This window comes from Flavisolibacter nicotianae (assembly GCF_003628535.1).
Taxonomy (GTDB): Bacteria; Bacteroidota; Bacteroidia; order Chitinophagales; family Chitinophagaceae; genus Flavisolibacter; species Flavisolibacter nicotianae.
In genome coordinates this window covers 498739-511653 of sequence record NZ_RBCI01000004.1, presented here as the reverse complement: position 1 = coordinate 511653, position 12915 = coordinate 498739, and the positions used below count along the sequence as shown (strand labels likewise).

Genomic DNA, 12915 nt, shown 5'->3' with positions numbered 1-12915 from the left:
TGCCAGGCAGGACGAACTGCAGATTTTCTAAATGTTTTTTGCCATCACCATGAGATTTGTTTTAGTATCCTTTTTTATCCAGTTTGCGTTTTTCGGCAAAGCGCAAAACAATTCGCCGCTTTTCAAACTGCTTCCTGCCTCGCAAACCGGTATTGCTTTTACCAATGCCATTACGGAAAACGACACCCTGAATATTCTCAACCAGGCGAATATTTATAACGGCGGGGGAGTCGGCATCGGCGATTTCAACAACGACGGCCTGCAGGATATTTATTTCGCCGGCAACATGGTGTCAAATAAATTATACATCAATAAAGGGAACCTGAAATTCGAAGACCAGACCACGGCTGCCGGAGTTGGCGGCGAAGGCCGGTGGTGTACCGGTGTTTCGGTGGTGGACATCAATGCCGATGGGCTGTTGGACATTTATGTCTCTGCCTCTTTCTGGAAAAATCCTTTTCTCCGGACCAATTTATTGTACATCAACCAGGGTTCGCAAAACGGCATTCCCACGTTCAAAGAATCGGCAAAGGAATATGGCCTGGCCGACGACGGCTTTAGCACGCAGGGCTATTTTTTCGATTACGACAGGGATGGTGACCTCGATCTGTACCAGGTTACGAATGCGCTGTACGATCCAAAGACGCCCATCCGCTTCCGGCCGAAGGTAGTGGACGGCAGTGCCCTGAATACCGACCGCCTGTACCGCAACAACGGCAACGGCACCTTCACCAATGTTTCGAAAGAGGCCGGTGTGTTGATCGAAGGCTGGGGCCATGCCGCCTGCATTTCGGATTTCAACCGCGATGGCTGGCCCGACATCTACGTGGCCAATGATTTTGTCTCGAACGATATTTTGTACATCAACAACGGCAACGGCACCTTCACCAACCGCATCACCGACTATTTCAGGCATACTGGCTGGAATGCAATGGGAACCGATGTGGTGGACATCAACAATGACGGGTACCCGGATGTAATCTCGCTGGAAATGCTTCCGGAAAGCAATCTTCGCAAAAAGCGGATGCTGGGCGGCAACGAATACTACAATTATTTCAACAGCGAACGGTTTGGATACCAGCACCAGTACGTTCGCAATGTGCTGCAGTTAAGCAGTGGTGCCACGCCGCTTGGTCACCCGGTTTTCAGCGATGTGGCCTTCATGGCCGGCGTGTACCAGACCGACTGGAGCTGGTGCCCGTTGGTAGCGGATTTTGACAACGATGGTTTGCGTGACATGATTATCACCAATGGCCTGCCCCGCGACGTAACGGACCTGGATTATATTGCCTATCAAAACGGGCAGGGTGGTGGCGCAGCCAATTTGTCGTTGACGATGGCGCACACCTTGCCGGTCGTCAGCTTGCCCAATTATGCCTTCAAAAATGTTGATGGTTCGTCCTTCCGCAACACAACCGAAAACTGGGGACTAAACGAATCTTCTTTTTCCAATGGTGGCGCCTATGCAGACCTCGACAACGACGGCGACCTGGATGTCGTGATCAACAACATCAACGGTCCGGCCTTTGTTTACAAAAACACGGGAAGTGCCGGCGGTGAAACAAAGCTGGGAAACACGCTTATGATAAAGCTGGTGGGCAGCGGCATGAACAGGAGAGCCATCGGCGCTAGGGTAACCGTCTATAGCCATGGCCGAAAAATGTATTACGAACACCAGCCAACCCGCGGCTACCTGTCGACAGTTGACGACCGGGCTTTTTTTGGGCTGGGTACCGATGCTGCAGCCGACACCGTTAAGGTGGAATGGCCCGACGGGAAAACAAGCCTGGCGACCAATGTGCCGGCCAACAAACCGTTGGTGCTCGAACAAAAGGATGCAACAAAAGACGAAACCGTTCCCCAAAAGCCGTCACCGCTTTTTGCATCCGCTGCCAGTGAATACGGCCTTCACTACCTGCCGGCGGAAGCCGATTTTGTCGACTACAATATCCAGCCAACCCTGCCGCATAAACTGAGTCAGTACGGACCCGGCATTGCCGTGGGTGATATCGATGGCAATGGCTATGACGATTTTTACATTGGGGGTTCGTCCGGCAATCCCGGTAAATTCTTTCTGCAAAAAGCGGATGGTTCGTTTTCCATCGACTCGTCCCGCATTTCCCGGGCCGGGAGAGAACTGCAGGAAGAAATGGGCGTCTTGTTTTTTGATGCGGATAACGACGGCGACCTCGATCTGTATGCCGTCAGCGGCAGCTACGAAATTCCTCCGCAGCATCCGGTCGGCCAGGACCGTCTGTTCCTGAACAACGGAAAGGGACAATACCGCCTCGCCGCTGGTGCACTGCCGGTCGAAACGACCAACGGTTCCTGTGTGCGGGCCGCCGATTTTGATGGCGACGGCGACCTCGATTTGTTCGTTGGCGGCCGCGTGGTTTCCGGTGCCTATCCAACAACGCCGAAAAGCTTTTTACTCGAGAATCGCAGCGGGAAGTTTATCGACGTCACCGCAAAACGTTGCCCGCAACTGCAAACGATCGGTATGGTCACCGACGCCCTGTGGACCGATTTTGACAACGACGGGAAGGCAGACCTGGTACTGACAGGCGAATGGATGCCGGTAACCTTTTTGAAAAATACAGGGGCGACGTTTCAGCAACTCACCCAAACGGGTGTAGGCCAGTACCTTGGATGGTGGAACAGTTTGTCCGCCGGGGATTTTGACAACGATGGCGATATGGATTATGTGGCCGGCAACCTGGGACTCAATTCCAGTTACACGGCCACCGCCAGCGAACCCATGACCCTTCTTGCCAAAGACCTGGACAATAACGGCTCGCTTGATGCGATGGTCTTTTGTTACCTGAAAGCGGAAGACGGCAGTCGGAAGCCGTTTCCGATGCACGCTAAGGACGACCTCACCGGCCAGCTCATATCCATTCGCAAAAAATATCCGACTTACACCAGTTACGGGCAGGCTACGATGGATGCCTTGTGGCCGGTAAAAGACCGGCAGGGCGCTATGGTGAAAACCGCTACGTACATGCAATCGGCCTTTTTGGAAAACAGGGGGAAAGGGCAGTTCGTTCTCCGGGCATTGCCGGCCGAAGCGCAAACCGCACCTGTATTCGGCATGTTGAGTGAAGATGTCGATGGTGACGGCAACCTGGATTTACTCCTGGTGGGCAATGATTACGGAATGGAGCCCTACAGCGGCCGGCACGATGCCTTCAACGGCCTGTGCCTGAACGGTGATGGCCAGGGTGCCTTCCGGCCATTGACGGTGGCGGAGAGTGGATTTTGGGTAAAGGGAGATGCGAAGGGCCTGGCCCGGCTTCACACGGCAAAAGGCGAGGACCTGTGGCTGGCAACGCAAAACAACGACAGCCTCGTGGTGCAAAAAAAGGCTGGCATCAAACAAGGCGGTAAATGGGCTACGCTAAAACCCGATGATTTTTTTGGCACTGTCGTTTTAAAAAACGGAAGCCGGAAAAGAGTCGAGTTTTATTACGGTTCCACTTTTTTATCGCAATCGTCACGCAGGTTGTTTGTGGGCGATGATGTACAATCGATCACCATTACCAATTTCAAAGGCCAAAAACGAGAACTGTTATGAGAGCTGTGCTGCTTATTTTTTGTGCCGCTATTTGTTCACTTGCGACAAAAGCCTCCGAAGAAAAAGAGTGGAAGGCAAAAACCGAAAAAGCGGAATATGTGCACCGGGCCATCAAACAAATGACCGATGTGATGGTGCACGACATTTATTCGCCGCCGGTGGCCAGCCGTACCTATGCCTATATCTGTATTGCCGGGTACGAAGCCGCGATCCATGACAACCCGGCCTACCAGTCGCTGGCGGGCCAGCTTCGTGGCCTGAAAAACCTGCCCAAGCCTGATAAAGGAGAAGAATACAGTTACACACTGGCAGCTGTTCATGCGATCCTCACCGTGGGGCGGACGATGGTGATTTCCGAAAAAACTATCGAGGATTTTTACAAAAGCCTCCTGGCCGAATTGAAGGAAGCCGGCATGCCCGATGCAGTGTTTTCCCGTTCCATTGCGTACGGGCAGCAAATAGCGGATCATATCCTTGCCTGGGCGGCAGAAGACAATTACAAGCAAACCCGCACGTTCACAAAATATACAATCGATAATGACGCCGCGACCTGGAAGCCCACGCCTCCCAGTTACATGAAAGCCGTGGAGCCGCACTGGAACAAACTGCGTCCTTTTCTGATCGACTCGGCACAGCAGTTCAAGCCTTTGCCGCCGACAAAATTTTCTGCCGACAAAGAAAGCCGGTTTTATAAAGAAGCGTTGGAAGTGCGGGACAGGGGTTTGAACCTCACGCCGGATCAAAAAGAAGCGGCTAATTTCTGGGACTGCAATCCCTTTAAGATGAATCTCAACGGGCACGTGATGTATGCATCCAAAAAGATTTCTCCGGGCGGTCACTGGATGAACATCACGCGGCTCGCCTGCCAGAAAACAGGTCTCGACGTTGTTGCTTCCTTGGAAGCCTATGCCTGCCTGTCCATCACCATCGCCGATGCCTTTATCAGTTGCTGGGATGAAAAATACAGGAGCAAGGTTATCCGTCCGGAAACCTACATTAACCAGTACATCGACGAGAGCTGGATGCCCCTGTTGCAAACGCCGCCTTTCCCCGAATACACCAGCGGGCACAGTGTTTTGTCTGCCGCGTCGGCAGTTGTGTTGGGCAAAATCTTCGGTGAGAATTTTGCGTTTACCGATTCCACGGAAACCGAATTCGGCATCCCGGTACGGCGGTTTGCATCGTTCCGCCAGGCGGCCGAGGAGGCGGCCATCAGCCGCTTGTATGGCGGCATTCATTACATGCCCTCGATTATGAACGGAACGGAAGAGGGGAAAAAAATTGGAACCTTTGTCAATGGAAAACTGCGCACCCGGAAACGTACATTTAAATAACGCAGCTAGCAGACCCTCTTGTCATAAAGTAAATTCAATAAAATGAAACGGCTTTCCTTCATCCTTTTCTTTGCAACGGTCCTGGCCGGAAAATCTTTTTCGCAGGTGATCAAAGGAACCTACGCCATTAAAAATGTGGAATCAGGCCTCTTGCTGCGCATAAAGGACGCAAATAAAAAAGACGGAACTCCACTGGTAGCTTATTCGCCCATAAACTGGAAATGCATGACCTGGGATTTTCAGCACGTAGAGGGACAAACCTACCGGTTGCAAAATTTATTTACCGGCAAAACCTTCCAGGCGGCCGGAACGCCGGCGGACAGTGTAGGCCTGCAGCAGCAGCCCTTGGGAACGACCAGCCAACAGCTATATGATTTTATTTCAACGCCGGAAAAAACCTTTCTGATACGGCTGAAAGGAACAGGCTTATACCTCACGGCATCCGAAGGAAAAGACGGAGTGGATGCGCCGATTCTTCTTACCGAGAAGAGCAACACGAAACGGCAACAGTGGACCATTTACGAACAGCACCCGACGATGTGAGCCGGGTGATACAGTTGTCTGAGAGGGTAGACGAAGTTCTCCCTGTTGAACGCTGCCGTGTTTCCAGGTACCTGCCGGAACGTCCAAAAGCGATGGCGAAATAAAACTCGGATTTGACGAGGTGCTCACCCTTCCGCTATGCCTTTTTCATTCCAGTAACCTCAGTTTTCTTTAAAAATGTGATGGCGGGTTTTGTCCTTACCGGGCATTCGAATCGTTCCAGGTTCGCTTCCTAAAGGAGTAATTCCAGGGTAAATAACGGGCTGGCAACTGTTAAATTCCTGGAATAAACCGTATTAGACATTGCTGAATTCGCTGTTCGGGAAAATGAAACAAATTGAATAGAATATGAAACATAACGAATAGTTAAATCGGGCCTTATGTAGTTTCTTCACAAATCGATTGACTCAGCGGTTTCGGCGAATGTAAACTCTGCAATTATTCACAACTTTCTTAACTACAATTGATTGCTACATGGAAACTTCTACCAAGTTTAGCTTGTATGGAATTACGTATGCGGCAACGCATGTCTGGCAAAAAAGAAGGCTTCTTTTATTTGCCTTTTTCTTTCTTTCTTTTATTCAGTCTGCCTTATCGCAAAACGCTGGAAAGATCAGTGTTTCCGGCGTTGTCAAAGACAGCAGCGGTGCCGGTATGCCAATGGTGACAGTCTCCGAAAAGGGAACCCGCAACGCAACCACAACCGGAACGGACGGCAGTTTTACTATCAGCGTGGCAAACAACCGCTCTGTCCTGGTATTTAGCTCTGTTGGCTTTGCGTCACAGGAGATAACGGTCGGCAACCAGACCTCTCTTTCCGTGTCATTAACACCGTCAAACGGCAACCTCGGCGAAGTCGTGGTGATCGGTTACGGCACACGGAAAAAGGAATCTCTGACAGGTGCCATTTCATCGGTCACCTCAAAGGATCTTGACCGGGTGCATGCCGGTTCTACTGTCAGTGCAGGTTTGGCCGGTAAGATTCCCGGCGTTTCCTTCCGCATGTCGGATGGCCGTCCCGGTTCAAGTGCGAATATTCAAATCCGGAATATGGGCAACCCGCTCTTTGTTATCGACGGTATTCAACAGGATGTGGGGCAATTCAACAACCTGGCTCCTAATGATGTGGAAAGCATCACGGTGCTGAAAGATGCATCGGCAGCTATCTATGGTGCCCGGGCAGCCAACGGTGTTGTGCTGGTAACAACAAAGCGGGGCCGCACAGGAACACCCGCCGTCAATATCGACGCTTTCTATGGCATGCAGAACTGGGTGCGCTTCCCCGATGTGCTGAACAACTCCTATGATTATATGCGCTACAAAGCGGAAGCGGAAGTCAACAACGCGGGAACAACCAACATCACACCGGCTGAACTGGAGAAATACAAGGCCGGTACAGAACTGGGCTACCAAAGCTTCGACTGGCGCAAATTCATTATCAAATCAAACGCACCGCTTACTTCCGTCAATGTAAACCTGACCGGAGGCTCCGATGCGGTACACTATTATATCTCCGGGACCAACCTGCACCAACAATCCGTGCTTGGACGGGAGTATATGTTCGACCGCAGCAACATCCAGTCGAATCTTGATGCCCGCGTAACCAAGGGACTTCGCGTAGGTGCACAAATCAACGGTCGGGTGGAAACGAGAAACAACCCTGGTGTGCCAGGCCAGGATGACTACTGGCTGCCCCGGTTTGCCATCCTGCGCAACCGGCCATTTGAGCGGCCTTATGCCAATGACAATCCGGATTACCTGAATACCATCGAACAAAACGACGCCAACTGGGCCTACAACACCTACAAGAATGCCGGCAAACTGACAGACGAATGGCGTGTATTGCAAACAAACGCTGAAGCCGAATACCAAATTCCCTTCATCGAAGGATTGGCGGTAAAAGGCATGTATTCGTATTACATTGCGGACAACCTGTTGAATAACCAGGAGTTCACGTATAAAACCTATACCTACCGGCCGGCTACAAATACATATGAGCAAACGGGGGGAAGTATCAACCCCTGGCGTGAACGAAACCAGGTAAAGCAAATCAACACGACCTCGCAGCTCCAACTGACGTATAACAAAACCTTTGGCGAGCATACAATTGGCGCTTTGGTGGCCAATGAGCGCATCAGCCAGCGCCGCCGCCGCAACTGGGTGCGCAGCATCCCGCAGTCCAACGTACTGCCGCTGATGTATTTCTCTACCCTGGCCGATTATGTAGACGAGGAAAACCGCGAGGCCCGTATCGGTTATGTCGGACGCATCAACTACAATTATGCGAACAAGTATTACCTGGAAGTTTTCGGCCGCCGCGACGCTTCGCAACTCTTCCGCCCGGGTATTCGTGTGGGTTATTTCCCTGGTTTTTCCGTTGGTTGGAGAGTGGAAAAAGAAAGCTTTACCACAGCACTTTTCCGTGGTCCGCTGACCAGCCTGAAACTTCGGGGTTCCTACGGTACATTGGGTGACGACAGAAGCCTGCCCTTTGGCAACTTCGCCTACCTGCCGGGTTATTTCTACGGCAACAATGGCGTGTCGATCATCAATGGCCAGGCGGTTACGGTTTCCCGCGACCGCGGTATTCCTATCACGGATTTCTCCTGGATCACGGCAAAGAATACCGACATCGGTGCCGACTTTACGTTGTTCCATGGAAAGCTGACCGGTACGTTCGACTGGTTCTACCGCAAGCGGACCGGCCTGGCCGGACAGCGGTACGACTTGCTTCTGCCAAGCGAGTTGGGATATGGACTGCCTCCTGAAAACTTAAATTCCGATGCCATTTTTGGCGAGGAAGGATCGCTGGTCTACAATGGCAAAATCGGCCGTGACATCAACTTCAATGTAGGTACCAACCTTAGTTATGCCAGGTCGAAAACCTTATCAACCTACAAACCTTTATTCTTTAATTCCTGGGACAAGTACCGCAACAGCGTAGAAGACCGCTACCAGCGAATCGACTGGGGTTACGAAGTGATCGGTCAGTTCAAATCGCAGGAAGAAATCAACAACTACACGGTGAACATCGACGGCCAGGGAAACAAAACCTTGCTGCCGGGTGATTTGATCTACAAAGACATCAACGGCGACCGCAAGATCGACGGCCTCGATCAGCGGCCAATCGGTTATGGTAATGCCAACCCGAACATCAATTTCGGTTTGACCTTTGGCCTGACCTGGAAAGGATTTGATTTTAATGCCGACTTTTCGGGCGGTGCCGGTTTCACCTGGTTCCAGAACTGGGAAACACGCTGGCCTTTCCAGAACGGTGGCAATTTCAACAAGATCTTCGAAGACCGCTGGCACAGGGCCGATTTGTATGATGTCAACAGTGCCTGGATCGAGGGAAAATACCCGGCGCTCCGGTTCAACCAGGGTGGACATAGCGACTACAACAAAACCTCAACTTTCTGGGCGCACAACGTGAAATACCTGCGTGCACGGACCCTGCAATTGGGTTACTCATTGCCAGAGAAAGTGCTGAGCAAGGCGCACCTGAAAAAAGCCCGGTTTTATGTCAACGCCTACAACCTGTTTTCCATCGACAACCTGGGCCAGTATGGACTGGATCCGGAAGTGGCCGATGACAACGGTCTGCAGTTCCCGCAGATGAAGAACGTAAACTTTGGCGTCAACCTAACCTTTTAATTCATGCTTGCAAAACGATTTGATACGATGAAAAAAATAGTTGCAATAGCTTCCCTTTTTCTTCTCACCACGCTGTGGAGTTGTAAAAAGGACAGCGACTTCCTGGATGTACAGCCTTTCAACCTGCTGACAAACGAGCAGTCTTTTTCCGACCCGGCACAGGTGCTCACGATTGTGGCCGACTTGTATAACAGGGTGGTGGATATTACAGCTTTCAAAAACGGGTGGGAAAGTTTTATCGATCCCGGCGAGGCCATTGCCTCCACCAACAACATTCACTACACACAATCGAGAAACGGTTGGGGATACAACGAATGGTCGATTTGGGACTATGGCTATTTACGGGAAATCAACCTGTTTATCGAGCGGGCAACGGCCGCCACAGCCCTGCAGGATGCCGACAAAAAACGGTTCATTGCCGAAGGTCGTTTTCTCCGCGCCGTTTATTATTTCGAACTGGTAAAACGCATGGGCGGCGTGCCACTCATCACGCAGTCGCTGACCTATGATTACAGTGGCGATGCCACCAAGCTGCAAACAGCGCGGGCCAAAGAATCCGATGTATACGATTTCGTCATCAGCGAAATGGAGGCCATCAAAGGCGACTTGCCGGTAAATGCACGAACAAAAGACCGGGCAACACGGGGCACGGCGCTGGCCGTAGAAGCGAGAGCTGCCCTTTATGCCGGTTCCATCGCAAAATACGGCGCCAACACGCCATCTGTTTCCTTGTCCGGTGGCGAAGTGGGCATTCCGGCTGGCATGGCGAATGGCTATTATACCAAAGCACTGGCTGCGGCAAAAGAAATTATCAGCGGAAGCGCAGGAGCATATGCGCTCTACAACAAGTTCCCGACCAACAAGTCGCAGAACTACGCCAACCTGTTTGTCGACAATGCCGACAAACAAGGCAATCCCGAGATCATCTGGATGGAAGACTACAAGGTCCGCAGCGGTAAAACCCATGGCTTCACCATCCAGAACCAACCCATTTTTGGTGGTGAGGAAGTGGAAGGTGGCCGCATCAATCCCTCGCTGAACCTGGTCGAGAGTTTTGAAAAATTAGACAACACATTTGCACCGCTCCCGATCAAGGATGGCAGCGGCAACCCGATTTATTACGACAACCCGCTGGATCTTTTTGCAGGTCGCGATGCCCGATTGGCCGGCACTGTTACACTGCCTGGTTCTACAGGTCGCAACCGGCCGGTTGATATTTTCGCCGGATGGGTTTTGGACAACGGCTCTGTTGTTTCCGGTACGTCGCTGGGGCAGATCGGCAAATTGCCCAACTCCTCGGTTGATGTGAAACTGGTGGGCAGCGATGGACCGATCAATGGGGTGGAGTACAGCGCCCAAAGCGGCTTTTACATCCGCAAGTTTGTTGACCCGGCTGTGGGTGCAGGTTCCCGTGGTACGGGCAGTGAAGTGCCGTGGATCCGCTACCGGTACGCAGAGGTTTTGTTGAATGCTGCCGAAGCAGCTTTTGAACTGGGGAATACAGGCGAAGCGGTCGGTTATATCAACCAGGTTCGCGAACGGGCTGGTTTTACTACACCGTTAGCGCCAGCAGAACTGACCTTTGATCGCATTGTGAACGAACGCCGCGTAGAACTGGCTTTTGAAGGCCATTATATTTTCGATCGCAAACGCTGGCGGATAGCACATATCGTATTGGACGGTGCAGCCATGAATGAGGCGGAGCTCGTGTCCAACATCGGTTCGGCGACCAAGCGCAACACCCAGGCCTTCTCGTTGTGGCCCTACAAAGTGTATAGCCCCAGTGGTCCCAACAACAACAAGTGGATCTTCCGGATCCAGCGCAACGCCAATGTGATCGGCGCCAACCGTTTTCAGCTCGGGAACTATTATTCAGAGATCAGCACCTCGATCCTGGCCAACAACCCGAAGCTGGTGAAACAACCCAATCAATAATCTACAATGATCAAACGCATGAAACGTCATTTTCTTCCGATAGCGCTGGCCGTTTTTTGCCTCGCAGCTTTCTCCTGTAAAAAAGACAATTACGAGGAGCCCAAATCGAAGTTGACCGGGAAGTTTCATTACAAAGGTGAAGCCATCCAGGTGCAATACGACCAGGTGCCTTTTGAACTTTACCAGGACGGCTTTGGGAAAGTCGGTCCCATCAACGGCGCCCTTACACAAGAAGGAACCTATTCGCATGTCCTGTTCGACGGGGATTACAAACTAGTTGTTCGTGCAGGGCAGGGACCGTTTTACTGGCCCCAGACAGGCGGCAAGTCAGACACGCTTCTTCTCTCCGTAAAAGGAGATACACAACGGGATATTGAAGTGGAACCTTATTACATGATCCGCTCGCCGCAGATCAGCAAAACCGGCGGAAATGTAACGGCGACATTTAAGATCGAAAAAATCATTACCGATGCCGCCCGTGCGAAAGACGTCCAAACAGCAACGCTTTTCATTAACAAAACACAGTTTGTTTCGGGAAACGACAACATTGCCAGGACCAATATTGCCGGCAGTGCCATCGCCGATCCAAACAACGTCAGCCTGAGCGTTGCCATACCGACCATTTCGCCAACACAGAACTATGTCTTTGCCCGAATCGGCGTGAAAATAGCCGGAGTGGAAGACTGGATCTTTTCACCGGTAGTAAAAATTACGTTCTAGGACAATTAGAGAATTTGATTGAAGTGGAGAGCCGGGGTACAGCTCCGGCTCTCTTTCATACAAGATCACTTGCATTGAAACAGACTTGAACTTTGCGGCAAACAACCCGCAAACGACACCCTTCGAACATGATTACACCAACAGGCAGGAAGACCCTATTTTGTTTCGCAGTGCTGTGTGCATCGCTGGCCGGCTTTTCACAAGCGAAAAATGATACGCAGCGTATCACATCCGGCAACCCGGTCTTTCCCGGCTGGTACGCCGACCCGGAAGCAAGAATTTTCAACCGGCAATACTGGGTTTATCCAACCTACTCGGCAAAGTATGAAGAGCAGGTTTTCCTCGATGCCTTTTCGTCGCCCGATTTAATCCACTGGACAAAGCACAGTCACATCCTCGATACCGCCAATGTGAAATGGGCAAAAAAGGCGGTGTGGGCTCCTTCGATCGTGAAAAAAGGGAAAAAGTATTTCCTGTTTTTCGGGGCCAACGATATTCAGAACGATCAGCAATTGGGCGGCATCGGTGTGGCGGTGGCCAACCGTCCCGAAGGCCCTTTTAAAGACTACCTGGGCAAGCCGCTCGTCGACCGGTTTCACAACGGTGCGCAGCCCATCGACCAGTTTGTTTTCGAAGACAGCGACGGGCAGTTTTATCTCCTTTACGGCGGCTGGCGCCATTGCAACATCGCCAAACTAAACAAAGATTTTACAGGCTTTGTGCCGTTCGACGACGGCACCACGTTCAAGGAAATTACACCCAGGGGCTATGTGGAAGGGTCCTTCATGTTCCGGAAAGACAACAAATATTATTTCATGTGGTCGGAAGGCGGGTGGACCGGGCCCAATTACTCGGTGGCTTATGCCGTAGCCGAGACACCGTTCGGTCCCTTTGAGCGCATCGGGAAAATCCTGCAGCAGGATTCGACTGTCGCCACGGGTGCAGGGCACCATTCGGTTCTGCACGTACCCAAAACAGAGCAGTGGTACATCGTTTACCACCGCCGGCCCCTGGGAGAAACAAACGGCAATCACCGCGTGACCTGTATCGATAAAATGGAATTCGACGAAAAGGGACTGATCAGGCCTGTAAAAATTACACAGGAAGGTGTACAAAAACAGGCCCTGAAGTAAGCCGTTTTTTACTTGCCCTTTA

At 51.5% G+C, this 12915-nt stretch carries 7 protein-coding genes; all 7 read left to right on the top strand.

What is annotated here, in order from left to right; translation table 11 throughout:
• The first annotated feature begins 49 nt into the window (after positions 1–49).
• The 7 genes from D6024_RS13905 (at position 50) to D6024_RS13875 (ending at position 12893) form a co-directional block, all read left to right on the top strand.
• Complete coding sequence (locus tag D6024_RS13905) at positions 50–3574, top strand: VCBS repeat-containing protein (protein ID WP_162944764.1); 3525 nt, start codon at positions 50–52, stop codon at positions 3572–3574.
• Positions 3571–4908, top strand: a complete 1338-nt coding sequence (locus tag D6024_RS13900) for a vanadium-dependent haloperoxidase (RefSeq protein WP_121355221.1) — start codon at positions 3571–3573, stop codon at positions 4906–4908. Before D6024_RS13905 ends, D6024_RS13900 begins: the two co-directional genes overlap by 4 nt.
• 42 nt (positions 4909–4950) lie before the next feature.
• A complete protein-coding gene (locus D6024_RS13895) occupies positions 4951–5451 on the top strand; it encodes an RICIN domain-containing protein (protein ID WP_121355220.1) in 501 nt (166 codons plus the stop codon).
• A gap of 474 nt (positions 5452–5925) precedes the next feature.
• Positions 5926–9105 (top strand): SusC/RagA family TonB-linked outer membrane protein, encoded by a 3180-nt coding sequence (locus tag D6024_RS13890; protein WP_121355219.1) that lies wholly within the window; start codon positions 5926–5928, stop codon positions 9103–9105.
• Positions 9106–9132: 27 nt separating this feature from the next.
• The gene (locus D6024_RS13885) at positions 9133–11040 is read left to right on the top strand and encodes a RagB/SusD family nutrient uptake outer membrane protein (RefSeq protein WP_121355218.1); all 1908 of its coding nucleotides are present in this window, start codon (positions 9133–9135) and stop codon (positions 11038–11040) included.
• 18 nt (positions 11041–11058) lie between these two features.
• Positions 11059–11760, top strand: a complete 702-nt coding sequence (locus D6024_RS13880; protein WP_121355380.1) for a DUF3823 domain-containing protein — start codon at positions 11059–11061, stop codon at positions 11758–11760.
• Positions 11761–11888: 128 nt separating this feature from the next.
• Positions 11889–12893, top strand: a complete 1005-nt coding sequence (locus tag D6024_RS13875; protein ID WP_121355217.1) for a glycoside hydrolase family 43 protein — start codon at positions 11889–11891, stop codon at positions 12891–12893.
• The last annotated feature ends 22 nt before the right edge of the window (positions 12894–12915 follow it).